The organism is Methyloceanibacter sp. wino2 (assembly GCF_003071365.1).
Lineage (GTDB): Bacteria > Pseudomonadota > Alphaproteobacteria > Rhizobiales > Methyloligellaceae > Methyloceanibacter.
In genome coordinates this window covers 3,101,037-3,126,682 of sequence record NZ_CP028960.1, presented here as the reverse complement: position 1 = coordinate 3,126,682, position 25,646 = coordinate 3,101,037, and the positions used below count along the sequence as shown (strand labels likewise).

General features: G+C 63.3%; 26 protein-coding genes. 13 read left to right on the top strand and 13 right to left on the bottom strand.

Translation table 11 applies throughout. The annotated features are described in order from the left end of the window. Positions 1-157: 157 nt before the first annotated feature. From mltG to fabD, 5 genes are all read right to left on the bottom strand, one after another. The gene (gene mltG, locus DCY11_RS14960) at positions 158-1,366 is read right to left on the bottom strand and encodes an endolytic transglycosylase MltG (protein WP_159080062.1); all 1,209 of its coding nucleotides are present in this window, start codon (positions 1,364-1,366) and stop codon (positions 158-160) included. A 316-nt stretch (positions 1,367-1,682) separates the two neighbouring features. Then, positions 1,683-2,948: a beta-ketoacyl-ACP synthase II gene (gene fabF, locus DCY11_RS14955; RefSeq protein ID WP_108683875.1), complete on the bottom strand. Its 1,266-nt coding sequence runs from the start codon at positions 2,946-2,948 to the stop codon at positions 1,683-1,685. Positions 2,949-3,058: 110 nt separating this feature from the next. Beyond that, the gene (locus DCY11_RS14950) at positions 3,059-3,295 is read right to left on the bottom strand and encodes an acyl carrier protein (RefSeq protein WP_045367288.1); all 237 of its coding nucleotides are present in this window, start codon (positions 3,293-3,295) and stop codon (positions 3,059-3,061) included. Between the two features lie 256 nt (positions 3,296-3,551). After that, positions 3,552-4,289 (bottom strand): 3-oxoacyl-[acyl-carrier-protein] reductase, encoded by a 738-nt coding sequence (gene fabG, locus DCY11_RS14945; RefSeq protein WP_108683534.1) that lies wholly within the window; start codon positions 4,287-4,289, stop codon positions 3,552-3,554. Between the two features lie 32 nt (positions 4,290-4,321). After that, entirely contained in the window at positions 4,322-5,263 is a 942-nt protein-coding gene (fabD, locus tag DCY11_RS14940) for an ACP S-malonyltransferase (RefSeq protein WP_108683533.1), read from the bottom strand. Positions 5,264-5,611: 348 nt separating this feature from the next. Between fabD and rpsF the strand changes: the two genes are divergently transcribed. The 11 genes from rpsF (at position 5,612) to DCY11_RS14880 (ending at position 16,590) form a co-directional block, all read left to right on the top strand. After that, positions 5,612-6,064 (top strand): 30S ribosomal protein S6, encoded by a 453-nt coding sequence (gene rpsF / locus DCY11_RS14935; RefSeq protein ID WP_108683532.1) that lies wholly within the window; start codon positions 5,612-5,614, stop codon positions 6,062-6,064. Next, on the top strand, positions 6,064-6,309 hold the full coding sequence (gene rpsR, locus DCY11_RS14930) for a 30S ribosomal protein S18 (protein WP_045367299.1): 246 nt from the start codon (positions 6,064-6,066) through the stop codon (positions 6,307-6,309). Before rpsF ends, rpsR begins: the two co-directional genes overlap by 1 nt. A 126-nt stretch (positions 6,310-6,435) precedes the next feature. Further along, on the top strand, positions 6,436-7,413 hold the full coding sequence (locus DCY11_RS14925) for a DUF2232 domain-containing protein (protein WP_108683531.1): 978 nt from the start codon (positions 6,436-6,438) through the stop codon (positions 7,411-7,413). 39 nt (positions 7,414-7,452) lie between these two features. Continuing rightward, positions 7,453-8,088, top strand: coding sequence for a 50S ribosomal protein L9 (gene rplI, locus DCY11_RS14920; protein WP_108683530.1), 636 nt, complete (start codon positions 7,453-7,455; stop codon positions 8,086-8,088). 398 nt (positions 8,089-8,486) lie between these two features. Further along, positions 8,487-9,470 (top strand): cyclopropane-fatty-acyl-phospholipid synthase family protein, encoded by a 984-nt coding sequence (locus tag DCY11_RS14910; RefSeq protein WP_108683528.1) that lies wholly within the window; start codon positions 8,487-8,489, stop codon positions 9,468-9,470. A gap of 104 nt (positions 9,471-9,574) precedes the next feature. Beyond that, on the top strand, positions 9,575-11,077 hold the full coding sequence (locus DCY11_RS14905; RefSeq protein ID WP_108683527.1) for a replicative DNA helicase: 1,503 nt from the start codon (positions 9,575-9,577) through the stop codon (positions 11,075-11,077). Then, on the top strand, positions 11,074-12,228 hold the full coding sequence (gene alr / locus DCY11_RS14900; RefSeq protein WP_245409393.1) for an alanine racemase: 1,155 nt from the start codon (positions 11,074-11,076) through the stop codon (positions 12,226-12,228). The genes DCY11_RS14905 and alr overlap by 4 nt, the downstream gene beginning before the upstream one ends. 27 nt (positions 12,229-12,255) lie before the next feature. After that, positions 12,256-13,638: a DNA repair protein RadA gene (gene radA / locus DCY11_RS14895; protein ID WP_108683526.1), complete on the top strand. Its 1,383-nt coding sequence runs from the start codon at positions 12,256-12,258 to the stop codon at positions 13,636-13,638. 118 nt (positions 13,639-13,756) lie between these two features. Continuing rightward, the gene (locus tag DCY11_RS14890) at positions 13,757-14,317 is read left to right on the top strand and encodes a CvpA family protein (protein ID WP_108683525.1); all 561 of its coding nucleotides are present in this window, start codon (positions 13,757-13,759) and stop codon (positions 14,315-14,317) included. Between the two features lie 63 nt (positions 14,318-14,380). After that, a complete protein-coding gene (gene purF / locus DCY11_RS14885; RefSeq protein ID WP_108683524.1) occupies positions 14,381-15,880 on the top strand; it encodes an amidophosphoribosyltransferase in 1,500 nt (499 codons plus the stop codon). Beyond that, on the top strand, positions 15,877-16,590 hold the full coding sequence (locus tag DCY11_RS14880) for an SDR family NAD(P)-dependent oxidoreductase (protein WP_108683523.1): 714 nt from the start codon (positions 15,877-15,879) through the stop codon (positions 16,588-16,590). Before purF ends, DCY11_RS14880 begins: the two co-directional genes overlap by 4 nt. Positions 16,591-16,614: 24 nt before the next feature. On the opposite strand, the gene DCY11_RS14875 is transcribed toward DCY11_RS14880, so the two are convergent. Both DCY11_RS14875 and DCY11_RS14870 read right to left on the bottom strand, forming a co-directional pair. Beyond that, positions 16,615-17,412 (bottom strand): MBL fold metallo-hydrolase, encoded by a 798-nt coding sequence (locus DCY11_RS14875; protein WP_108683522.1) that lies wholly within the window; start codon positions 17,410-17,412, stop codon positions 16,615-16,617. Continuing rightward, positions 17,409-18,215, bottom strand: a complete 807-nt coding sequence (locus tag DCY11_RS14870) for a TatD family hydrolase (RefSeq protein ID WP_108683521.1) — start codon at positions 18,213-18,215, stop codon at positions 17,409-17,411. Before DCY11_RS14870 ends, DCY11_RS14875 begins: the two co-directional genes overlap by 4 nt. 155 nt (positions 18,216-18,370) lie before the next feature. Here DCY11_RS14870 and DCY11_RS14865 point away from each other — a divergent pair, with 155 nt between their 5' ends. Both DCY11_RS14865 and DCY11_RS16075 read left to right on the top strand, forming a co-directional pair. Next, positions 18,371-18,718, top strand: coding sequence for a glutaredoxin domain-containing protein (locus DCY11_RS14865; protein ID WP_108683520.1), 348 nt, complete (start codon positions 18,371-18,373; stop codon positions 18,716-18,718). An 11-nt stretch (positions 18,719-18,729) separates the two neighbouring features. Next, positions 18,730-18,864, top strand: a complete 135-nt coding sequence (locus tag DCY11_RS16075) for a hypothetical protein (RefSeq protein ID WP_256385625.1) — start codon at positions 18,730-18,732, stop codon at positions 18,862-18,864. Positions 18,865-18,957: 93 nt separating this feature from the next. On the opposite strand, the gene DCY11_RS14860 is transcribed toward DCY11_RS16075, so the two are convergent. The 6 genes from DCY11_RS14860 to DCY11_RS16090 form a co-directional block, all read right to left on the bottom strand. Then, on the bottom strand, positions 18,958-19,506 hold the full coding sequence (locus DCY11_RS14860; RefSeq protein ID WP_108683519.1) for a hypothetical protein: 549 nt from the start codon (positions 19,504-19,506) through the stop codon (positions 18,958-18,960). A gap of 155 nt (positions 19,507-19,661) precedes the next feature. Further along, positions 19,662-21,221: a methionine--tRNA ligase gene (metG, locus tag DCY11_RS14855; protein ID WP_108683873.1), complete on the bottom strand. Its 1,560-nt coding sequence runs from the start codon at positions 21,219-21,221 to the stop codon at positions 19,662-19,664. Positions 21,222-21,286: 65 nt separating this feature from the next. Beyond that, on the bottom strand, positions 21,287-22,417 hold the full coding sequence (locus tag DCY11_RS14850; protein WP_108683518.1) for a DNA polymerase III subunit delta': 1,131 nt from the start codon (positions 22,415-22,417) through the stop codon (positions 21,287-21,289). A 24-nt stretch (positions 22,418-22,441) separates the two neighbouring features. Continuing rightward, positions 22,442-23,089 (bottom strand): dTMP kinase, encoded by a 648-nt coding sequence (gene tmk, locus DCY11_RS14845; RefSeq protein WP_108683517.1) that lies wholly within the window; start codon positions 23,087-23,089, stop codon positions 22,442-22,444. A 25-nt stretch (positions 23,090-23,114) separates the two neighbouring features. Beyond that, positions 23,115-24,293, bottom strand: coding sequence for a D-alanyl-D-alanine carboxypeptidase family protein (locus DCY11_RS14840; protein WP_245409391.1), 1,179 nt, complete (start codon positions 24,291-24,293; stop codon positions 23,115-23,117). A 131-nt stretch (positions 24,294-24,424) separates the two neighbouring features. Continuing rightward, positions 24,425-25,357 (bottom strand): septal ring lytic transglycosylase RlpA family protein, encoded by a 933-nt coding sequence (locus tag DCY11_RS16090; RefSeq protein WP_108683516.1) that lies wholly within the window; start codon positions 25,355-25,357, stop codon positions 24,425-24,427. Positions 25,358-25,646 lie beyond the last annotated feature (289 nt).

Sequence of the window (25,646 nt, the reverse complement as noted above, 5' to 3'; positions counted from 1 at the left end):
TCCCCGACGCGGTGCGGCCCGCCCTAGCGAACCGGCATAGCCGGGACTTATACCCGAGTCGGGACCGAATCGGCCACGAAGCATGCTCCGGCGTTACCGCGTTCTCACTCGTTTGCGCGTGCATGGATGTCGCGTCAGACCGATCGCCGCCGAACGGCTATCGGATCGGGTTGCGATACGGCCACCCGACAGGTCCACCGGGCGGCGTCAGGCCGTCTTCGCCTTCCGGCAGGAGCATCCCACGTTCGGCCGCCAATTTGGCGGCCTCCTCCTCGGCCTTTTGCCGCGCGCGGATCTCGCGCTCGATCTTCCGCCACTTCACGACGTTCCGATTATGCTCGGCGAGCGTCGTGGAGAAGATATGGCCGCCGGTGCCGTCGGCCACGAAGTAGACCTCATCGGTCTTCGCGGGTTTCAGAACCGCCTCGATCGCGGCCCGGCCGGGATTGCCGATCGGCGTCGGCGGCAGGCCATCGATTTGATAGGTATTGTAGGGATTTTCCTGCTTCAGCTCATCCTTGGTTATAGGATGATCGCGGTTCCCCGAGCCGCCGAAAATGCCGTAAATGATGGTGGGATCGGACTGCAGACGCATACCCTTGCGCAGCCTATTGTTAAACACGGCCGCGATGCGCGGACGCTCCTCGGCGATGCCCGTCTCCTTCTCCACGATGGAGGCCAGGATCACGGCCTCTTCGGGCGTCTTGACCATGATGTCCGGATCGCGCTCTTCCCAAACCTGGGCCAGAAACTTGCTCTGCGCGGCTTGCATGCGCTGGAGGATATCCTCCTTCGAGTCCTTCGTCCCGAAGCTATAGGTGTCGGGCAGCAAGGACCCCTCAGGCGGGATGGCGCTCACGCCGCCGTCGAGCTCTTCGTTCGCGGAAATCCGCTCGACGATCTGCTGACTGGTCCAGCCTTCCGGAAACGTGATTCTGTACTGAACGGATTTTCCGTCGACCAGCGTGTTGAGCACCTCGCGCATGGTCGCCTGCTTATCGAACTGGTACTCGCCGGCCTTCAGCGTGCCCTCGCCCTTGAGCCGCATGAAATAGAAGATGGCCGCCATGAAGATGCGGCGATCCGTGATGACCCCTTCCTCGGTGAGCCGGTTCGCAATGGACGTAGTGCTGGCCCCCTTCGGCACCGCGAAGATCGTCGAGACTTGGAGAGGGCCGGGGCGGTCGAATTCGACACGCAGGAAGTAGAAGAAAGACGCCACCAAGACAGCCACGATCAGAACGAAATTGAGAAGCCCGTCGAACAACCGCATGACCGGATGCGAGTTGTCGTCTTCGTCGTCCTGAGGCGGCAGTTCCGGCGGCCGCTGCGGCACCAGTGCCTCGGCAGGGCTGGTCGCCGCCACGTTCGCGGCTGCACGGGGCGCGACCGGAGGCTTGGGATGAGGCTGCTGTGGTGGAGTTGCCGCTTGAGGCTGACCGGGTTGTTGACCGGGCGGCTGATACGGAACCTTGCGGCCTGTGGCCGGATCCTCGACGTATTTCCGTCCGGTCTTCCGATCGACGAAAATACGGCGCCGCGTTCCTTGCGGGGGCGCAGGTGGAGGGGTGTTCCGCGACGAAGTCATACTAGATGAGCGCGAACCTTAAGGATAACGGCACCACAATCCGGGGTAATATGGCGAAAGGGTGTTTCGCCTGGCAAGCAAAAGGACCGGCCGTCTAGGCGGCGTAGCGGCGCATCACCAACGAGGCGTTGGTGCCGCCAAAGCCAAACGAATTTGACAGGACGGTATCGATCGTGCGCTGCCGCGCCTTGTGCGGCACCAGGTCGATTGCCGTCGAGACCGACGGGTTGTCGAGATTGAGCGTCGGCGGCGCGAGGTTGTCCCGGATCGCCAGGACCGAGAAGATCGCCTCGACGGCACCCGCAGCCCCGAGCAAATGGCCGGTGGCCGACTTCGTCGACGACATGGATACCTTGCCGGCCGCATTTCCGAACATGCGCTCTACGGCGCCAAGCTCGATCTCGTCGCCCATGGGCGTCGAGGTGCCGTGGGCGTTGATATAGTCGATATCGGCCACGTCGATGCCCGCCCGTTTCACCGCAGCGGTCATGCAGCGATAGGCGCCGTCGCCATCCTCGGCCGGAGCCGTGATGTGGAAGGCATCGCCCGACAGACCGTAGCCGATGATCTCGGCGTAGATCTTCGCGCCGCGCGCCTTGGCGTGCTCGAGTTCCTCGATCACGACCACACCGGATCCCTCACCCATGACGAAACCGTCGCGGTCGCGGTCATAGGGACGGGATGCCTTCTGGGGCGCGTCGTTGAAATTCGTGGACAGGGCGCGGCAAGCGGCAAACCCGGCGAGCGACAGGCGGCACACCGGCGATTCCGATCCGCCGGCGACCATGACATCCGCGTCGCCGAAGGCGACCAGCCGGGAGGCATCGCCGATCGCGTGCGCACCGGTGGAGCAGGCCGTCACCACCGAATGATTGGGACCTTTCAGTCCGTGTTCGATGGAGACATAACCCGAAGCCAGATTGATCAGGCGTCCGGGAATGAAGAACGGGCTGACCCGGCGCGGCCCTTTTTCGTTGAACAGGAGCGAGGTCTTCTCGATGCCTTGTAGACCGCCGATGCCCGACCCGATCAGAACGCCGGTGCGGGTCTGATCTTCGTAGGAGGTGGGCTTCCAACCGGCATCTTGAAGAGCCTGTGTCGCAGCACCCATCGCGTAGATGATAAAATCATCGACCTTGCGCTGTTCCTTCGGCTCCATCCAATCGTTCGGATTGAACGAGCCGTCGCTGCCGTCGCCCCTGGGCACCTGACAGGCAACCTGGCACGACAGATCGGACACGTCGAATTCTTCGATGTGTTTGGCGGCATTTTCACCCGCCGTCAGACGCTTCCACGCAGACTCATAGCCGGAGCCGAGGGGTGAAACGAGACCGAGACCTGTAATGACGACACGTCGCATCGCGGCTTTGCCAGATCCTTTAGCAGAGAGTTCGAGGATCGGGCCCTTTCGGGCCGGATCGCTCATGGTCTGAAATACGTGATCAACCGCCTGGGCTGATCGGGGCCTATCTAGGCCGAGTTCTTCTCGAGGAACTTGATGGCGTCGCCGACCGTCAAGATCGTCTCAGCGGCATCGTCCGGAATCTCACAGCCGAACTCTTCCTCGAAAGCCATCACCAGTTCGACCGTGTCGAGGCTGTCCGCCCCGAGATCATCGATGAAGCTTGCATTGTCAGTCACCTTGTCGGCTTCAACACCGAGATGCTCGACAACAATCTTTTTTACGCGCTCAGAGATATCGCTCATGTCCTCCTCACCGTCCCTTCAACTCTCATAGATCCCTATTGGCCTCGCGTACCTCAGAGCATGCTGCCCCCGGCCCAAGACACCCTCTAATGGCTAGTCAGGAGGGTTGATCGCGGCGGGATTGTCCTTTGTCAAGCCCCCGCAAACGGCCGATTGCGTAGCATACTCTAATTGACTTTGCCAGAAGCCCCTAACTCGTAGTCCCGTTTACAAAAATTCCAGATCACGTCCGTGCCGGACGCCGCCGCCATGGCCATCAGACCATGATCATCCCGCCGTTCACATGCATCGTTTCGCCAGTGACGTAAGATGCTTCGTCGCTTGAGAAAAACACGACTGCGGCCGCAACGTCCTCCGGCTGGCCGAACACCTGCGCCGGAATGGCGGCGGCAATAGCCTCGGTTTGCTTCTCGGTCAAGGCGTCCGTCATGGGCGTGGAGATGAAGCCCGGCGCGATGCAGTTGGCGGTGATGCCCCGTGCCGCGACTTCGCGGGCCAGCGACTTGGTCATACCCACCAGACCGGCCTTGGAGGCGGCATAGTTGCCCTGCCCCGGATTGCCGAGCACGCCCGAGATCGACGCGATATTGACGATACGTCCGCCACGGCGGCGCATCATGCCGCGCAGCACACCGCGCGTGAGCGTGAAGACGGAGGTGAGGTTGACCGACAACACGTCGTCCCACTCCTCGTCCTTCATCCGCATGAAGAGATTGTCCTTGGTGATGCCCGCGTTGTTCACGAGGATATCGACTTGACCGAGGGCCTTCTCCGCATCGTCCGCGAGCGCGGCAACGGCCGTGCGATCACGCAGATCGCAAGGAAGCACAAAGACCCGGTCACCGAGTTCGCCGGCGAGCTTCTCCAGCTTCGCAGCGTTGGTGCCCGAAATCGCCACGGTCGCGCCCTGGTCGTGCAGAGCCTTGGCGATCGCGCCGCCAATGCCGCCCGTCGCGCCCGTCACCAGAGCACCCTTCCCTTTGAGGTCGAACATAATCGAATCTCTCCCTAAAGCTTTGCGCCCGCCTAGCCGTTCAATGCGGCGGCGGCGCTCTCCAATTCTTCCGGCGTGCCGACGCTGCTCGCGTCGACACCGTCGAGGCGCCGCGCCATTCCCGTCAGCACACGGCCCGCGCCGACCTCGTACATCTTGTCGACGCCGTTCTCTGCAAGGAACTGCATTGTCTCCCGCCAGCGCACCATGCCGGTCACCTGCTCGACGAGACGGGTCCGAATGGCTTCCGGATCGGTAACGGGCTCGGCAAGCACGTTCGCGACAACCGGCACGCACGGCTCCGAAATAGTCACATCCGCCAGCGCCGCGGCCATGGCCTCGGCGGCGGGTTGCATCAGCGCGCAATGGAACGGTGCACTCACGGGCAGCAGGACCGCGCGGCGCGCGCCGAATTTGGGTGCGAGCGCAACTGCTCGTTCGATGGCCGTCTTCTTGCCCGAAATCACGACCTGGCCCGGCGCATTGTCGTTAGCGGCCTGGCAGCACTCGCCCTCGCTCGCCGCTTCCGCCAGCTCTTGCGCCTGCGGCAAATCGGCCCCGAGCAGCGCAGCCATGGCGCCCTCGCCCACCGGAACCGCTTCCTGCATCGCCTTGCCGCGGATCTTCAGCAGCCGCGCCGTGTCGGCAAGGCTCAGCGCACCGGACGCGGCCAGCGCCGAATACTCTCCCAAAGAGTGTCCCGCTACATAGGCGACCTTGTCCGGCAACGAGAATCCCGTCGATTCCAGAGCCCGCATCGCCGCGAGCGAGACCGCCATCAGCGCCGGCTGGGCGTTTTCCGTGAGGGTCAGATCGCCTTCCGGCCCTTCCCACATCAGCGTGGAGAGCTTCTGGTCCAGGGCCTCGTCTACCTCGTCGAAAACAGCCTTGGCCGCCGGAAAAGCCTGGGCCAATCCAGCGCCCATGCCGACAGCTTGGCTCCCCTGGCCGGGAAAAACGAAGGCAATACTCATTATCTTGAAAGAACGGCGCGTTGTTTATCGGAAGGTCGCCAAAGACACTGTTTCAATCTGGCCTGTCAAGCGGGCATAAGTACCGTCCCACAGGCGTCCCCATTTGCCTTGCAAACACGGCCCAAACCACTATAAAGCCCAGCTTCCAGTAGCCGCTCCGGTCGGAGGCTGAACGGAGGACCGTTTTTTGGCTCATGAATAATGGGCCTGACGGCAGGAGAAATCCGCCCTCCCGTGTCTCCGCTCTTCTGGGCTTGCGCTCTTTAGAGCTACTTCTTGGGCCTTTCCTTCATAGCGCCCACGACGAGGCTTCGCGCCGGAGCAACAAAGAAGAAGGAAAGGCACACCATGCCTCTCTATGAACACGTGTTCCTGGCGCGCCAGGACGTTTCGACACAGCAGGTCGAAGGCCTGCAGGAGACCTTCCGCTCTCTGATCGAGGAGAATGGCGGAAAGATCGCCAAGACCGAGTATTGGGGTCTCAAGTCCCTCGCCTACCGTGTGAAGAAGAACCGGAAGGCGCACTACACGCTGATGAACATCGACGCCCCCCACGAGGCCGTGGCCGAGATGGAACGCCAGATGGGTCTGTCCACGGACGTTATCCGCTTCCTGACCGTTCGTGTGGACGAGCACGAGGACGGTCCCTCCGCGATGATGCGCCGTTCCGACCGTGATGAACGCGACAGCCGTCGTGGCCCGCGCCGCGATCGCGATCACGACCGTGGCGATCGTCCCTCGCGCGACTCCCACTCCGATCGGAGCGCCTCCAGCAGAGACGATAACGAGGACAATTCCTAATGAGCACGACCACGATCCAAGCGCGCCGCCCGTTCTATCGTCGGCGCAAGACCTGCCCCTTCTCCGGCGACAAGGCCCCGAAGATTGACTACAAGGACGTGAAGCTGCTGCAGCGTTACGTCTCCGAGCGCGGCAAGATGGTGCCGAGCCGGATCACGGCCGTGTCCGCCAAGAAGCAGCGCGAACTCGCGCGCGCGATCAAGCGAGCGCGCTTCCTCGGCCTGCTGCCTTATCTGATCCAGTAAGGCTTCGGACTTAGAAGCAAGTCAGAGCTTGGGCCTTCGGGCCCGGCGATACATCGAATCGAAAGTTGGGGTGGGCGCACGTTCCACCCCTAACCGCCCCAGAAGGCAAGCGGGACAGCGACATCAATGCCGGCACATCTTCTCATAGGCGCAGGCGCAGGCCTGGTTTCAGCGGCACTGTTTGCGTCCGCCGTCGTCTCGGCGGCGCTGGCCGGCCTCATTCTCTATCTTTGTCCGTTGCCGCTGTGCCTCGCGGGTCTCGCCTGGGGCAGGCAGTCCGTCACGCTCGCCGGATTCGTGGGAGCGATCCTCACCCTACTCGTACTCGGCGCTTCGCCAGGCATCGTCTACGCGGTCACCGTGGCAATCCCGGCCACGATCCTGGTCCAGCTCAGCCTGCAGCATCGGACCGTTCCCGACCCCGCCGGCAACGCCAAGCAGATCGTCGCCTGGTACCCAGCCGGCCGCATCGTCGCCGCCGCCGCTATCATGGCCGGCGTGATCGCCTCGTTGATGGTCCTGCTTCTCGGCCCCGACATGACCCGTTACCAGGCGGCCATCGATCAAATGATTCCGGTGATCCACGAAACGCTGGGCGCGGACAACGAAGTCTGGACGCCCGAGGCCACCGAGAATTTGCGGACTCTCCTGACGCGCGCCCTTCCCGCGGTCATGGCGATCGTCTGGATCACCATCGCGCTGTTCAACATGTGGCTGGGCGGTGCGATCGCAAAAGGCTCGGGCCACGCTTTGCGCCCGTGGCCGAACTTTCACGCCCTCGAACTTCCCAATGCGATGGTCATTGCCTTCGCCGTGGCCCTGGCCCTGTCCTTCGTTCCCGGAATCCTCGGCTTGATCGGCACCGGGTTCGCAGGTGCGTTCTTGATTGCCTACCTGCTTCAGGGCCTCGCGGTCATTCACTTCTACACGCTCGGCATGCCGTTCCGCACGGTCCTGCTGGTGGTCCTCTATCTCGCCGTTTTGCTTCTCGGCTGGGTGGCGATCCTCGTCGCCATTCTCGGACTTGGCGAACCGGTGTTCGGCCTACGGGGACGCGCTTCGGCCGCCCCGACCAAAACTGACGACGACAATACCCACGACTAACACTGACGACTGAAAGACAAAGACTAGGAGTACTGAACCATGGAAATCATCCTGCTGGAGCGCATTGGCCGCCTCGGACAGATCGGCGATGTGGTCAACGTAAAGGACGGCTACGCCCGCAACTTTCTTCTGCCGCAAGGCAAAGCTCTCCGCGCAACCGAAGCCAATCGCGCTCATTTCGAAAACGAGCGCGCGCAGCTCGAAGCGCGTGACCTGGAGCGCAAGACCGAAGCCGAAGCCGTGTCCGGGAAACTGGCCGGCGAGCGCTTCGTGGTCATCCGCCAGGCCGGCGACACCGGGCAGCTCTACGGCTCCGTGTCGACCCGCGACATCGCCACGGCCGTCACCGAAGGCGGCTTCTCGATCGAGCGCCGCCAAGTGCTGCTCGACAAGCCCATCAAGACCCTTGGTCTTCACGAAGTCCGCGTCGCCCTGCATGGCGAGGTCGTTCCGACCGTGATCGTCAACGTCGCCCGCACCGAGGACGAGGCCGAGCGCCAGGCACGCGGTGAAGATGTGACCCAGGAGCTGACCGACGAGGAAGAAGAGGCAGCCGAAGCGCTTGCCGCCGGCGAGGCGCTCTTCGAAGAAGGCGTGGAGCCCGAGGAAGCCGACGAGGCCGCCGAAGAAGCCTCCGAGGAGGAGACGAAAGAGGACGGCGCAGAGTCCGCATAGCGCGACAATACGCGACACGAACCATTAGGTATTCGAGGAGGCAGGTTGTTGTTTCGCCTGCCTCCTCTGCCTAGGATATGCGAGGCTCAACTTCGGTAACAACGGGCCCCGAACACATGATCTGTCGCGTGATCTGACATGTTTCGCCCGCTCAAACTCATTCTTGGGCGGACCATCAAGACCGGCCACCTGCAGTTGGTAGACGCCGAGGGCAGAATTCATGCGTTCGGCGATGGCACCGGCAGCCCCGTCATCGCCCGCATTCAAGACAAACGCACCGAGAGGCAGATCTTCTTCAATGCGTCCCTCGCGGTGGGCGAAGCCTACATGGACGGGCGCCTCGTTCTCGAACAGGGCACGCTCTACGATCTTCTCGAACTCGTACTGATCAACGCGTCGTGGCAACGGCGCCCCGGCTGGGTCCAGGCGCTCGACAGCATTCGCGGCGCGGCCCTGCGATTGCAGCACTACAACCTCACCAAACGCTCCGGCGGAACGTCGCGCACCACTACGATATCGACGGCTCGCTCTACGACCTGTTCCTCGACCCGGACCGTCAGTACTCCTGCGCCTATTTCGAGGAGGACGGCCAGTCGCTCGAGGATGCGCAGGAAGCCAAGAAGCGCCACATCGCCGCCAAGCTCAATCTGTCGGATGGAATGCGAGTCCTTGATATCGGTGCGGGCTGGGGTGGACTGGCGCTGTATCTCGCCAAGACCGCCCATGTGGACGTGACCGGAATCACGCTGAGCGAGGAGCAACTAAAAGTCGCCCGCGACCGCGCGGCCGCCGAGGGACTTTCGAAGGCTGTCCGCTTCGAGCTATGCGATTTTCGCAATCTCGAGGGCCAGTTCGACCGCATCGTATCGGTGGGCATGTTCGAGCATGTCGGGACCGCTCACTACCGGCAGTTCTTCCGGCAATTGGATCGGTTACTGACCGACCAAGGCGTCGCTCTCGTGCATTCGATCGGTCAATTCGATGCTCCTACCGCAACAAATCCGTTCATTGCGAAGTACATCTTCCCGGGCGGCTACATCCCGGCCTTGAGCGAGGTTATGCCTGCGATCGAGCGCGAAGGCCTGCTCACCACGGATGTGGAGATCCTGCGGCTGCACTACGCGACGACGCTGCGCCACTGGCGGCAGCGCTTCCGTAGCGCCTGGCATACGGCGGCGGAGAAATTCGGCGAGCGATTCTGCCGGATGTGGGAGATGTATCTGGCGTGTTCGGAAACGGGCTTCCGCTACCAGAAGCTCATGGTCTTTCAGATCCAGCTGGCCAAGTCAGTGGACGCTCTGCCCCTGACTCGCGACTACATGACGGACCGCGAGCGGGACCTGCGGGCCCGAGCGGACCAGACGCGCGCCGCGCGCTCGTAAGGCGCGGCCTGAGCGCCAAATTAGCCTGTGAGTTTGGGCAGGATCTCCCCGTTGTTCACAGGACTGACATCTGGTCGGCCCCTGGCAATTGTCTACTGTTGCGTATGACCGCACTGATTCGCCAGACGCCCCAGGGGCCGCATCACGAGCCCCACCCCGAGGCCCCGGACTACCGGGAAGCCCCTAATAATCTGGAGGCCGAACAGGACCTGCTCGGCGCGATCCTCGTAAACAACGAGGCGCTGGACAGGGTCTCGAGCTTCCTGAAGCCCGATCACTTCTTCGATCCGCTTCATGGGCGCATTTTCGAAAGCGCGGCCAAACTGATCATGGGCGGCAAGCGCGCAACGCCCATCACGCTCAAGACTTTCTTCCAGGCGGACCCGCCCGTCGGCGATCTCACCGTTCCGCAATATCTGGGGCGCCTTGCCGCCAACGCAACGACGATCATCAACGCCGAGGACTATGGCCGCACCGTCTACGATCTGGCCGTCCGCCGGAACCTGATCGACATCGGTGAGGGCATGGTCAACACGGCCTATGACTCGCCGATCGACGCGGAGCCGTCGAAGCAAATCGAAGAAGCCGAGCAGCGCCTGTATGAGCTGGCGGAGACCGGCAAATACGGCGCCGGCTTCGAACCGTTTTCGTCCGCCCTCACCGACGCAATCGACATGGCCGCGAACGCCTACCAGCGCGATGGCGGCCTGTCTGGACTTGCCACCGGGTTCGCCGACCTCGACCAGCGCATGGGCGGCCTTCAGGCCTCCGACCTTGTGATCCTCGCGGGACGTCCCTCCATGGGCAAGACGGCGCTCGCGACCAACATCGCCTATCACGTGGCCAAGGCCTACGCTGCCGATCCCAATTCCGGCGAAGCGACGGACGGCGCTGTGGTGGGTTTCTTCTCCCTGGAAATGTCGGCGGAGCAGCTGGCCACTCGTATCATTTCCGAGCAGTCCCAGATCTCCTCGGAGAAGATCCGCCGCGGCCGTATCGACTCCAACGATTTCGACCGCATCGTCGAGGCCTCCCAGGAACTTCAGAACCTCCCGCTCTTCATCGACCAGACGGGCGGTATCTCCGTGGCTCAGCTTGCCGCTCGCGCGCGGCGCCTGAAAAGGCAACGAGGGCTTGGGTTTGTTATCGTAGATTACCTTCAGCTCTTAACAGGGTCCTCCCGCCGCGCCCAGGAGGGCCGTGTCCAGGAGGTCTCCGAAATCACCACTGGGTTGAAAGCCCTGGCCAAAGAGCTCCACGTGCCTATTCTCGCGCTCTCACAGCTCTCCCGTCAGGTCGAGCAGAGGGATGACAAGCGGCCGCAGCTGGCGGATTTGCGTGAATCGGGGTCCATCGAACAGGATGCCGATGTGGTAATGTTCGTGTTCCGCGAGGAATACTACCTAGAGCGCAGCCAGCCGCGCGAGAACACCGAAGAGCACAGACAGTGGCAACAGGACATGGAAGCGGTCATGGGCAAGGCCGAGGTCATCGTGGGCAAGCAGCGCCACGGACCGACAGGAACGGTGACGCTGCAGTTCTCTCCGGAGTTCACCCGCTTCTCCAATCTCGCGGCCTCGGAGCGTCTGCCGGATCGGATGGAGTGACCGGCGCGGCAGCGCGGCCACAGAGCCCCGGCACCGCCGACAACGATACGCACGAGACGGCGATCCTGACGATCGATCTCGGCGCCCTCGCCCAAAACTATCGCGACCTGTGCGAACGTACGCACCCGGCGGAATGCGCGGCCGTCGTGAAAGCGGATGCGTACGGTCTGGGTATGGCGCAAGCCGCTGCCGTGCTCTGGCGCACCGGTTGCCGGACCTATTTCGTGGCGACCATCAGCGAAGCGATCGACCTGCGCACCCTGTTGCCCGAGGCGGTGATCTATGTGCTGAACGGCCTGATGGCCGGAACCGCCGCGACCTTCCACGCCCACAATCTCCGTCCGGTGCTCAACAGCGCCAGAGAGGTCCGCGAGTGGGCCGGTTATTGCACCCATGTCCGCGAGGCCCTGCCCTGCGCCATCCACCTCGATACCGGCATGAACCGGCTCGGGCTCTCCGGAGCCGACATCGACGAGGTCAGCGGCATCGCCGGGCTTTGGCAGACGGTGGCCTTGTCCCTCGTCATGAGCCACCTGGCCTGCGCCGACGATTGCACCCACGCCAAGAACACGCAGCAGCGCGCCCGTTTCGACGTGCAGCGCGCGATATTCCCGGAAGCGCCGGCGAGCCTTGCAAATTCCGCCGGAATTCTGCTTGGACGCGACTATCACTACGATCTGGTGCGGCCGGGCGTTGCGCTCTATGGCGGCCACCCTCAGCGGCAGGGCGAGAGCCCGTTCCGCTCGGTGGTGCACTTGATGGGCCGGATCCTGCAGATCCGCGATGCCGAAATCGGCGAGACCGTCGGCTATGGCGCGACTCGGACCCTCGACCGCCCGACCCGTATCGCGGTGGTGTCAGCCGGCTACGCGGACGGTCTGTTCCGGGCCCTCTCTGCTGGCGACGGCGAAACGGGCCTGACCGGCTATCTCGGGCCCTACCCGGTGCCGATCCTCGGACGCGTCTCCATGGACCTCATCAGCGTGGACGTGTCGGACGTTCCGGAAGCGTTTTGCCAACGCGGCGCCTGGGTCGAACTTCTCGGTCCCAATGTCAGCGCGCACGCCATGGCGGCTCAAGCGGGAACCATCGACTACGAAGTACTGACGAGCCTCGGAAACCGGGCCTCGCGCCGCTACATCGGCAGCTAAGTAGGGGCGCGTAACGCACTCAGGACCATGGCAAAACCCTCCAAAGCTTACGTCTGCCAATCCTGCGGCGCCGTCGCCGCGCGCTGGTCGGGCAAATGCGCCGCCTGCGGTGAGTGGAACTCCCTGATCGAGGAAGCCTCGACGCCCACGCAAAGTCCGGCGCTCGTCGCCATCAAGGGAGGCAAAGGCCGGCAGGCGCAGTTCGAGACATTGGACGCGAAGACCGAGGATGCACCGCGCCTCAAGACCGGGATCGCTGAGCTGGACCGCGTCCTCGGCGGCGGCTTAGTGCCGGGAGCCGCCGTCCTCGTGGGCGGCGATCCGGGCATCGGCAAGTCCACGCTCCTGCTTCAGGCGGCGGCGGAGCTCGCACAGCAGGGGGCGCCCGTCATCTACCTGTCGGGCGAGGAAGCCACCGCCCAAGTGCGGATGCGGGCCGGACGTCTCGGAGTCGCGGGCGCTCCCGTCGCGCTCGGGACCGAGACCAACGTCGCCAACATCATCGCCACCCTCAGCAGTGGTCCGCCCCCTGCTCTGGTCATCATCGACTCTGTCCAGACGCTTTGGTCGGAAGGCATCGAATCCGCGCCGGGGACGATCTCCCAGCTGAGGGGCTGTTCCGCCGCGCTCATCAGCTACGCGAAGGCCAGCGGCACCACCCTGGTCCTCGTTGGCCATGTGACGAAGGACGGCCAGATCGCCGGACCCAAGGTCATCGAGCACATGGTCGACACGGTGCTCTATTTCGAGGGACTCAGCGGCCACCAGTTCCGGATCCTGCGGTCGGTGAAGAACCGCTTTGGGCCAACCGACGAGATCGGTGTGTTCGAGATGCGCCTGGAGGGCCTGCGCGAGGTCGAGAATCCTTCGGCGCTGTTCCTCAACGATGCCGACCGGGGCTCACCGGGGACCGCGGTGTTCGCCGGCATGGAAGGCACTCGGCCCATCCTCGTGGAGATTCAGGGCCTCGTGGCACAAAGCGTGCTGGGAACGCCGCGCCGCGCCGTGGTCGGTTGGGACCAGAACCGCCTCTCGATGCTGCTGGCCGTGCTCGAGGCGCGCTGCGGCGTGCGGCTCGGCGGTCACGACGTCTATCTCAACGTGGCCGGTGGCCTGCGGCTGAACGAACCGGCCGCCGACCTTGCCGCGGCCGCGGCGCTGCTCTCTTCTTTCACGGGGCGCGCGGCCCCCGAAGACACGGTCTATTTCGGGGAAGTGAGCCTGACCGGCGCCGTCCGCGCGGTCGGCCACACGGAGCAGCGTCTCAAGGAATCGGCCAAGCTCGGCTTCGTCCAGGCCGTTGCGCCCGCGAGCAAGGGGCCTGCCGAACACGACGCAGCAGGTATCGTGCTCAACCCCGTGTCCCAGCTCGAAGAACTCGTGACCTGGTTTGCCCTGCCCGAGGGTTAACCCAGTCGTGGATTGCGACGAAGTGTGACCCCCAAGCCATTGCACAACGGGGCCCATTCGTGCTTCATCCGCGAGAATCGTGATAGGTTAGTAACTCTTCCGAGGGAGCAGTCGTGGCATGCCGATTTCCTGGCTCGATATCATTTTGATCGTCATCATGCTCATCTCGGGCTTCCTCGCCATGGTGCGCGGTTTCACCCGCGAGGTGCTGTCGATCTTCTCCTGGGCCATGGCGGCCGTCGCCGCGCTGTACTTCACGCCGCGCTACTACGAAGTCCTTTCCCCCTACATCGACAATCCGAGCATCGCGCAGATCGCCTTCGCCGCGGCGGTGTTCATCGTCACGCTGATCGTCGTGAGCCTCATCACCTTCCGCATCTCCGACAAGGTGCTCGACAGCCGGGTTGGAGCGCTCGACCGCTCGCTCGGATTCGTCTTCGGCCTGGCCCGTGGCTTCCTCCTCGTGGCCATCGTCTTCATTCTTTTCACCGCGCTTGCCAGAGACCAGCCAGAGTGGGTCACCAGTGCGCGTTCTTATCCTGTCTTGCAGCGCACCCAGGTCGCCATCGAGTCGCTGCTGCCGACCAATCCCGAGGAGTTCATCCCCAAGAAGGAAGAGGAAGGCAGCGACGCGGCAACGGATGGTGAGCCTACCCAGCAGCAAGACGCGCCGCTCTAGTTAGGTGCTTGCGTCAAAGTATCCAGTTGCGTGGCATTGAAGCCCCGGATGGGGCGACTATTTATGGATGACGAAAGGTCCTCGCCCGTGACAGACCAACACGAAGAAACGACGCCACTTCAATGGCTTGAAGAAGACCGGCTCCACGAAGAGTGTGGCGTCTTCGGCATCTTCAACCATCCCGACGCCGCGGCCCTCACCGCGCTCGGCCTCCACGCGCTTCAGCACCGCGGCCAGGAAGCCGCCGGTATCGTCAGTTTCGACGGTGAGCACTTCCACACCGAACGCCGGATGGGCCTCGTCGGCGACCACTTCACATCCCGCCCAGTCATCGATCGCCTGAAGGGCGACATGGCCGTGGGCCATGTGCGCTACTCCACCACGGGCGATGCGGTCATGCGCAACGTCCAGCCCCTCTTCGTCGACCTGGAGTCCGGCGGGTTCACTCTCTGCCACAACGGCAACCTGACGAACGCGCTCACCTTGCGCGAGAACCTGATCAGCAAGGGCGCCATCTGTCAGTCGACCACGGACACGGAAGTCATCCTTCACCTCGTCGCCCGGAGCGAGAAGCGCAACTTCGTCGAGCGTTTCGTCGAGGCCCTGCTGCAGGTGGAAGGCGCCTACGCCTTCGTCGGCATGACCAACAAGAAGTTGATCGGCGCGCGCGACCCGTATGGCATTCGCCCCCTCGTCCTCGGCCGTCTCGGCGAGGCCTGGGTGCTGGCGTCCGAGTCCTGCGCGCTGGACATCATCGGCGCGGAATTCGTCCGCGAGGTCGAGAACGGCGAAGTGATCATCGCGACCAAGGATGGTCTCGAGAGCCATCGTTTCGTGCCGAAGAATCCGGCCCGGCTGTGCATCTTCGAATACATCTATTTCGCCCGGCCCGATTCCATCATCGACGGCCGCTCCGTGTACGACGTCCGCAAGGCCATGGGCCGGCAGCTCGCCCTGGAAGCGCCGGCCGATGTCGACATGGTCGTTCCCATTCCCGATAGCGGCGTGCCGGCGGCCATTGGCTATGCTCAGGAGTCCGGGCTCCCGTTCGAATACGGCATCATCCGGAACCACTATGTGGGCCGCACCTTCATCGAGCCCGAGCAGCAAATCCGGCAGCTCGGCGTCAAACTGAAACACAGCGCCAACGAGCTGCAGGTTCGAGGCAAACGCATCGTCCTGATCGACGACAGCGTGGTGCGCGGCACCACATCCCTCAAGATCGTGCAGATGATGCGCGAGGCCGGGGCCAAGGAAGTGCATATGCGCATCTCCAGCCCGCCTATCACCCACCCCGACTTCTACGGCATCGACACGCCGAACCAGGACAAGCTTCTCGCGGCCAACCGCACACTCGAAGAGATGCGCGAATTCATGGGGGCTGACTCCCTGGCCTTTATCTCCGTCGACGGCATCTACCGCGCCATGGGCTTTGACGGCCGCGACGACGACAATCCTCAGTTCACGGACCACTGCTTCACCGGCGAATACCCGACGCGGCTGCGCGATCGCGAAGGCCCGCCGCAGCAGAAGCAGCTTTCGTTCCTTGCCGAGGTCGGTTGACCGACCCTGTTCTCAAAGACCGCATCGCCCTGATCACCGGCGCCTCCCGGGGCATTGGGCGCGCCACGGCAAAGCTTCTGGCGGCTGACGGCGCCCATGTGCTTCTGCTCGGCCGCAATCAGAAGAGGCTCGAGACCGTCGACGACGAGATCACCGCATCGGGCGGCAAGGCCACGCTCATTCCGCTCGACCTTGCGGACGGTGCCGCGATCGACCCGCTCGGGCCCTCGCTCTACGAGCGCTTCGGCCGTCTGGATATCTTTGTCGGCAACGCCGCCATTCTCGGGGGCTTACGTCCGCTCAATCACATTCCGTCGGAAACCTGGGAGAAGGTGCTGGCGGTCAATCTCACCGCGAATTGGCGCCTGATCCGCACGCTCGATCCGCTACTTCGCCTTTCCGATGCCGGCCGCGTCGTCTTCGTGACGTCCTCGCGCGTGGCGGCGCAGGGCCGGCCCTATTGGGCGCCCTATTCGGTCTCCAAAGCCGGATTGGAAACGCTGGCGAAAACCTACGCCAATGAGGCGGCCGACAGCACGGTCAAGGTCAACATCGTCGATCCCCGTGCGACCGCGACCTCCATGCGGGCCGTAGCCTATCCGGGAGAAGACCAGAGCACGATCAACAGCCCCGAGCAGGCGGCCGAGACGATCGTCAAGCTCTGCCTGCCGTCCGTGACCGAAACTGGCCAGATCGTCCCCGTCGCCTAACAAAAAACGCCAGCGGATCAGAGCCTAGCCGGTGGTAACGACCATCCCGTCGTAAGCCGGCTCGATGCCGTCGGGGAGCTGCTCCTTGAGCGTCTCGTAATCCAGATCCACATGCATATGGGTGAAGATCGCCCGCTTCGGCTGCATGCGCCTGACCCAGCCTAGCGCCTCATCCACACTCAAATGGCTGGGATGCCCGGTGTAACGCAGCGCATCGAGGATCCAGATATCGAGCCCTTCGAGCGTCTTCAGAGACTCCTCGGGGAAGTCGCTCACGTCCGGGGAATAGGCGAGCCCGCCGAAGCGATAGCCGAGCGAGTCCGTCGAACCGTGCTGCTGCAGAAACGGAACCGCCTCGATCTGACCGCCGGGTCCGTCGATGACGATAGGTTCGCCGGGCATAACCTCGTGCCCGTTCAGCACCGGCGGGTACTCGCTGCCGGGAGGCGTGTCGAAGCAATAGTCGAAACGCTGGCGCAACACGTCGCCCGCCTCTTTCAGATAGTACACGTCCACGCGGCGGTGGCCGTTATAGGCGACCATGCGCAGGTCATCGATGCCGTGGACATGGTCGGCATGGTCATGGGTGTAGAGGACGCCGTCCACGAGTCCGACATCGGCGTCGTTCAACTGCTCGCGCAGATCGGGCGGCGTATCCACGAGCACGCGGGTCACGCCGTTCTCCCCTTCCCGCTCCACCAGCAGCGCGCAGCGGCGGCGGCGGTTCTTCGGGTTCGACGGGTCGCAGGCCCCCCATTGATTGCCGATCCGGGGCACGCCGCCGGAGGTCCCGCAGCCGAGAATGGTGGCTTTCAAGCTCATGCGGCGTCTGAGTGCTCTTTGAGAGCAGAACGCGGCACCTTGCTGAAGAGCCTGAAGAAATTATCGGTCGTCAGCGTCGTCAATGCGTCGAGCCCAAGCCCGTGCACTTCCGCCAGCCGCGCAGCCGTCTTGGCCACATAGGCCGGCTCGTTCGTCTTCCCGCGGAACGGCTCGGGCGCGAGATAAGGCGCGTCCGTCTCCACGAGTAGCCGGTCCGCCGGCACCGACGCCGCGATGTCACGCAGCTCTTGCGCCTTCTTGAAGGTCACGACACCGGAAAACGAGATGTAGCCACCGAGCGCCAGGCCCCGCCGCGCCAACTCCGGCCCGCTCGTGAAGCAATGCAGGATGAACGGAAACGCGCCCTTCGCACTCTCCTCTTCCAGGATGGACGCCATGTCCTCGTCGGCTTCGCGCGAGTGAATGACCAGCGGTAACCCGGTCTCGCGGGCGGCGGCGATATGGGCACGGAAGCCCTTCGCTTGGATCTCGGGCGGCGCGTAGTCGTAGTGGTAGTCGAGCCCCGCCTCCCCGATGGCGACCACTTTCGGATGGCGCGCGATCTCGATGAGCTGCTCGGCGGTAGTGTCCGGCTCCTCGGCCGCGTTGTTCGGATGTGTGCCGATGGAACAGAAGATGTTGTCGTGCGCCTCGACCAGCTCCTTCAGCTCATCGAACTTCGACACATAGGTGGAGATCGTCACCATGAGCCCCACGCCCGCGTCCTGGGCGCGCGTGAGCACCCCCGGCAGGTCCGATTTGAGCTCCGGGAAATCGAGGTGGCAGTGGCTATCGATCAGCATCACGGAAAGATGAAATGTCGTTAAGGTTCAATATGCTAGCTTCGCCGAAGCGAACCTGAGTCGTGTCTTTGTGCAGCACTTTCGCAGACGAAACAAGCCGACGAAACAAAAGGACGGCCTCGGTCGCCACGCACGGACGACCGCGCCCCAAGACAATGCCCGAAAGCCTCGACAGAACAGACTTCTCCGCGCGCCGGATTACCCTCGCGCTCACGGCCGCCATGGCGGCAGCTACCCTGCTCATGCTGCCCATGGGCGCCGCGCAGGCAGCCTGCAGCAAGCGCGTCTACGTCTACAGTGCCGACTGGTGCGGCACCTGCCGCCGCCTGCGGTCCTATCTCGATCTTAACCGCATTCGCTACACGCTGTTGGATGCGGACAACCCACGCGTTAAGGCAGACATGCAGCGGCGCTTCGGCAACCTCGCCGTGCCCCGCACCCTGATCGGCCGGTCCGTTGTCAGCGGCCTCGACACAGCCAAGATCCAGAAGCTTTGCCGCTAGGAGAACTTCCCATGGAAAGTGCGACCGAGAACGGAACCGAATTCATGGATCCGCGTTTGCCCTGTATGACAATCGCACTCGCCCTTGCCGGTACTCTGGTCTTCGCGGTCCTCGTCTCGGCCTTCTTCGACAGCGTCGGCAACTAACCGGCTCGCCGGTTCGACTGCCGGGCACCGACTCGATCCAAGCAAGGTCGAGTTGCCCCGTGGCGTTGTGGCTGCGGCGATCCTCGCCGAGCGTCACGCGATCCCAGTGTGATCAATGAACCCGATCGATCTGTCGGCAGTGGCGTCGCTGGTGGGATCGAAAGACAGCATCTGCCTGTAGTAGTCCCTCAAGGCGCTCACCAAAGGCTCGAAGGTTTTGTCGTCCCCCACGTTCACGTTGATGGCGGGACGGTCGGCGATTGCCACATCGACGCTGCCGCGATGGACCTTGATCCGGCATTTCACCAACCACGTTTTCTTTGGAAACGCATCGGGCGCGCGCGACATTGTGAGACCGACGTAGCCCTGGTACTGCCCCTCCTCATCTCTAGGCAACTCGGTCCGCACATCGCGCACCAGCTGATACTGCTCGGTCGAGTTGGGGTCCTGGTCGTCCATGTAGGCCGCCACATAGGGATGGTATCTCCCGGAGTGCGGGTTCGTGAACTTCTCAGGTGCGTTGATCCGGTGTTTGAAGGCGTTCGCAAGTTCCAGCAGGATTCCTGTGGCACGCCGGTCGCAAGTATCGATACGGTCCATCAACTGTGCGAACTGGCTGCATAGCTCGTCGAAATCCGGCATCTATCGCTGACTCCATTCCTCTCATCACCCGAACTCTGTGCGATTCGAGTATACAGATCAGAATACTACTAGTGCGCGATATTGTGTCCCAGCTATGGCTGGAGCGAACTCGAAACTTGCTTAATGGGAAAAATCGGGAGCGCCTCGAGCCGCCGTCAGCTCGCCTCGCCTTCCGGCTCGACATAGCGCGGGAAGACGGCTTTCGGCGCCGGCAGTTCGGTTCCGGGCTTGAGGCGTCCAGCCTCGCCGAGACGATCGAACGCCCGCGCATTCCCCGGCACATTCAGCAGATCCAGCAGCTTGGCACCGCTCTCGGGCATCACCGCCTGAGCGAGAATAGCCGCCTGACGAACCACCTCGGCCGTCACGTAGAGGATCGTACCCATGCGCTCCGGGTCGGTCTTCTTGTGGGCCCACGGCTCCTCGCCAGCAAAGTAGCGGTTTGCATCCGCAATCAAGGCCCAGATGACTTCGAGCGCCTTGTGAATGGCGAAGCCGTCGATTTCCGTTTCCACGCGCGGCAGAAGCCCATCTGCTTCGGCGAGGATCGCCTTGTCGTTATCCGTGAGCGCGCCGGGCTCGGGAACGATCCCGCCGCAGTTCTTGGCGATCATCGATAGCGAACGCTGGGCAAGATTGCCGAGGTCGTTGGCAAGGTCGGCGTTGATACGCTGCACGATGCCGTCGTGGCTGTAGTTGCCGTCCTGGCCGAACGGCACTTCGCGCAAGAGAAAGTAGCGGATCTGATCTACACCGTATTCGCCAACGAGCGCGTTCGGATCGATGACGTTGCCGACCGACTTCGACATCTTCTCCCCGCGATTGTAGAGGAAGCCGTGACCGAACACTTGTTTCGGGAGCGCGACGCCGGCCGACATCAGAAAGGCAGGCCAGTAGACCGCGTGAAAGCGGATGATGTCCTTGCCGATGATGTGGACGTCCGCCGGCCAGTATTTCTTGAAGGACTCGGACTCTTCGTCGGGGAAGCCGACGCCGGTGATGTAGTTCGTCAGCGCGTCCACCCACACATACATCACGTGCTTGGGATCGTCCGGAACCGGCACGCCCCAATCGAACGTCGTGCGCGAGACGGACAGATCGCGCAAACCTCCGCGCACGAAACTCTTCACTTCGTTGGCGCGCGTTTCGGGCCCGATGAAATTGGGGTTTTCGTCGTAGTAGGCGAGCAGCCGGTCCTGGAACTGCGACAGGCGGAAGAAGTAGCTCTCCTCCTCGACCCATTCGACGGGCGTGCCTTGCGGCGAGAGCTTGGCGCCGTCCGGGCCCTCGCTCAGTTCACTCTCGTCGTAATAGGCCTCGTCGCGTACCGAGTACCAGCCGGCATATTTGTCGAGATAGATATCGCCGGCGGCGGCCATGCGCCGCCACAGCTCCTGCGTCGAGCGTTTGTGGCGCTCCTCGCGCGTGGTGATGAAATCGTCGTTCGAGCAGTTGAGCACTTCGACCATCTCGCGGAACTTTGGCGTGTTGCGGTCCGCGAGCTCGGCGACCTCGATGCCCTGCTTGCGGGCCGTCTGCAGCATCTTGATGCCGTGCTCGTCGGTGCCCGTGAGGAAAAACACGTCCTTGCCCTGCAGCCGCCGAAAGCGCGCGATCGCATCGGTCGCAACTGCCTCGTAGGCGTGGCCGATATGCGGCGCATCGTTCGGATACGAGATCGCGGTCGTGATGTAATAGGTGTCTTTGTTGGCCATTTTGTCTCCCATAGCGGAGACATAGCCTTGCCTCCCCTCCCTGCCAAGCATGCTCATTCAACGGGTCAGGATGTTCGGCTAGCCGCAAGCTCCTGGAGGCCGAACCAGCTGTTCAGGACGAGCAGACCCCGGTCGAGATTCAAGGCGAACGTCTCGGCGCGCGCGGCCGAAATCGCCTCCCAGGCCTCGGCCCAGGCCGGCAAAGTCTCCGCGGTCAGCAGACGTTGCGCGAGCTTCTCCTCCGCGCCCTTGAGCCCCGTCCCCGTGGCGCCGTAATGCACCAGCCGTTCGATAAGCCCGAGCAGCAGCGCGAGGTAGAGTTCGAGCTGCTCCGTCTCGTTGACGCTCGCCAGCTTCTCGGCCTGGCGCTGCACCCGCGCGCCGTCGAGATCCGGCAACGCTTCGAACGTGGCGACGATGTCGTTGTAGAGCCCGATGCCCTCTCCGGTGACGAGTTCGAGCGCGCGCCGCACGCTGCCCTGCGACAAGGCCATGGCCATGCGAAGCGTTTCCTCGTCGGCCTCGATTCCGTCCCGCTCGAGCGCGGCCCGGACTGCTTCGGCGAGCGCCGCATCGTCCAGCGGCGACAGACGCAAGGCGCGGGTCCGGGAACGGATCGTCACTGGCAGCCGCCCTTCGGCATTCGACACCAGCAGGAACAGCGTGTTTGGCGGCGGCTCTTCGAGCGCCTTCAGCAAAGCGTTCGCGGCGTTCTGATTGAGCTGGTCGGCACGGTCCACGATCACGACGCGCCAGGACCCAGCGCCAGCGGTGCTGCCGAGAAAGCTGCGCAGCCGCCGCACTTCGTCGACGCTGATCACTTGCGAATAGCGCTTCGTCTTCTCCATCCACGTACGGCGGATGAGCAGCAGGTTGGGATGCGCCAAGCCGGACACTTTGCGAAAGATCGGATGATCGGGCGCGACGTCCGCAGGCTCGCCGGGAATAAGATCGCCGGCCTCCGCATGAGCAAGGATGGTGCGGGCCAGGCGATAGGCGAGCGTCGCCTTGCCGATGCCCTCGGGGCCGACCAGCAGCCAGGCGTGATGCAGGCGCCCGCTGCGAAGCGCTTCTTCGAACTCCTGCGCCGCCTCGGCGTGACCGAAGACGCGATCCACCTCGCGCGGGCTGGAGAACGACTCCAGCCGATCCGGCTCGACGGGACCGGCTTCCGATTTTCTAGCTGCGGCACTCATGATGAACTGCTCGGGGAGCCCCGATCACGGATTGAGGCGCTGCAGGACCGTCTCCCAGACATCCTCGGCGACCATGGCTTCGGGCTGACTTGCGTCCACCACGACGCAGCGGCCCGGCTCTTCCTCCGCAATATCCAAGAATCCACGGCGAATGCGCTCATGGCTCATGAGCTCCTGGCTTTCGAAACGGTCGAGCTCCTGACCTTCGGCGCGCGCCGCGACGCGCGCAAGCCCCTCCTCGGCCGGAATGTCCAGAACAAACGTGATGTCGGGCATCACGGCGCCGACAGTGAGTTGCTCCAAGGCATTGATGAGCCCTCGCGGCACGCCGCCGGTCGACCCTTGATAGGCCCGCGTCGAGTCGACGAACCGGTCGCAGATGACCCACTGCCCCTGTTGCAGCGCGCCCTGGATCGCATTCTCGATATGATCGGCACGCGCGACCGCAAACATCACCGATTCCGCCAGCGGGCCGAATTGGGCTACCTGGCCGGACAGCAAGACCTCACGGATGTCCTCCGCCGCCGACGACCCGCCGGGTTCGCGCGTCACGAACACGGCCCGGCCAGAGCGCGACAGCCGCTCGGCAAGAATGTTGACCTGGGTCGACTTGCCGGAGCCCTCGCCGCCTTCGAAAGTGATGAAGCGTCCGATCTCGATGGCTTGCTGCATGGTGGAAGCGCTCGCGTACCCGGCGCTAAAGCAGCCAGCCGAACGCAAGCACAAGCAGGGAATCGATGCCCCGCATGGCGAAGCCGCTGCTGTTGATGTCTTCGCCGGCATAGAGCGGGATCTCGTTGATCGCAGCCAGGTCGGCCGACTTCACTTTCAAGGTCGCGATCTGGTCGCCCTTCTTGATCGGTGCCTTGATGGGTCCCTCGTAGATGATCTCGCCGGAGACGGCACCCGTGGCGCTGGCCGGAAGGAGGAGATCGATCGCGCCGTCGCCAACCAGCGGCACGTAGTGCTTCTCACCGCCCCATACCAATGCATCGCTGACCTGCTGCCCGTCTTCGAACAGCCGGAAGGGACGGAAGCTCTTGAAGCCCCACTCCAGCACGCGGCGAGACTCGCTTTCGCGGTCGCCTTTGTTCTCGAGGCCGGTAAGGACGAGCACCAGCCGCTGGTCGCCGCGCTTGGCGCTCGACACGAGGCCGTACCCGGCCTCCTGCGTATAGCCGGTCTTCAGACCGTCGACACCGATATCGGCCCAAACCAGCGGGTTCCGGTTGCGGAAGGTGAACTTGTCCCGATAGCGGAACTCCTTCTGCGCGAAGTAGTGATAGTACTCGGGATAGGTTTCGATGATGTGCTTGGAAAGCAAAGCCAGATCGCGCGCCGTCATCAGATGGCCTTCGGCAGGGAGCCCGGTCGGGTTCGCAAAGTTGGAGCCGGTCAGACCTATTTGCTTCGCGTAGTCATTCATCATCTTGACGAAGCCGCCCTCGGTCCCGCCGATCCCTTCGGCAAGGATGAGCGCCCCGTCGTTCGCCGACTGAACGGTGACGCCCTGGATCAAATCGCTGACGGTGATCGGGCTGCCGAGAGGCGCGAACATGGCGGCGGTTCCAGACGGTGCGCCGCCGGTACGCCAAGCGTGTTCGCTCACGGTGAAGGTGTCGTCGAGCGTAATGCGCCCTGACTTGAGTTCGCGAAAGACCACGGCCAGCGTCATGAGCTTGCTCATACTCGCGGGCGGAATTTGCTTATCCGCGTCCTTCTCGTAGAGGACGAGATCGGCGCCTGAATCCATCAGGATCCCGCTTTGGGCCTTGGTAGTGAATTCGTTGGTCTTCTTCGCCGCCGCAGAGGCAACGCCCGCGGCCAACGCCACGCCAAGCGCGCAGAATGCGCAGGCAACGGCAACTTTCGTCAATCTACGAAGAGAGCGCACGCGATCACATCGTTCTTGAGGAATGGTGGTCTAACCGCCGCCAAAGACGGCCGCCTAGGCGCAGCCACTATCGAATGGTTAATGCCAAAAATCAACCGGGGACGGAACAACGCTCAGTTTTGCAAGATGATTTTGGCGCCCCGGTAACCCGCATCGGCAACGTCCAACAGTGCCGCCGCCGCGGTTATCCCGTCCACAAACGGGCCGACGCGGACGCGGTAATATGTTTCGCCCTGTTCGGCGATCGGCGCGACTTCCACGGGCCCCACACCTGCGAGTGCGGTCCGCGCCCGTTGCGCGTTCGCGTGGTTCTTGAAGAATCCAGCCTGAATCATGGGGCCTTGAAGGTCTTCGGATGAAGACGGGCCAATGGCGCCGGTCACCGCCACGTCGCCCGCATCCCCGCCACGAATAACAGTCGGCTCCGGCGTGGCCTGAGCCACGGCAACAATGGCCGACCGGTCGGGCCGATCAGGCAGCGGCGGCGCCGGCGGCGGCCCTGGCGGTCCGACCGCGATCACGACTTCCGCCATGCCGTCGGGATCCGTCGTCCCGGCATATTGCGAGTAGCCCCGCGTCGACAGGTAGTCGCGCTCGAACGCGTCGTCGCCGTCGAGACTCGCCTTGCGGAGATAGCGCACCCGGACATTGGCCGTGCCGGACCTTTTGAATCCGAGTACTTCGGCGGTGTGCCGGGAAAGATCGATAAGACGCCCGTCGCGGAACGGGCCTCTGTCGTTCACGCGCACCACGGCGCTCAGGCCGTTGTCGATATTGGTGACCTTCACGTAGATGGGCAGCGGCAAGGTGGGATGAGCGGCCGACAACCGCTCCATATCGAAGATTTCGCCGTTGGATGTCTTGCGGCCGTGAAACAGGTCGCCGTACCAGGACGCGACGCCCCTCTTGTCGTAGCTGGGGTCTTCCGCCGGGACGTAGCGCACGCCCTCGATCTCGTAAGGGTCGCCGATCTTGAAATGACCGCCCCCTTTGGGTGCGGACTCGCCGATCTGGACGTATCGCTTCCCGAGGCCGGCTGATTCCATGCCCTCGGGCACCCCGTCGGGCCAAAGCCAGAGGACCGATACCGAAAGAAGAAGGAGAACAAACCACGCCCGTGCGTCAAAGACGCGTCGAGTCAGAGACTTAACGCCGCCGGAGCTGGGCTCAGGTCCGTCCGATGTCACCCCGTCCAATGATCCGCCCCCCAAAAGGGCTCAAGGAAGCCGCGCCGGAAGAGCTACGAACGCAGAACAAAGTGAACTCCTCCGGCGCACGTTCAATGTGAGCCCAACTCGGTTATCAAAGAATAAATGCGTTCCCTATTTGCAGACG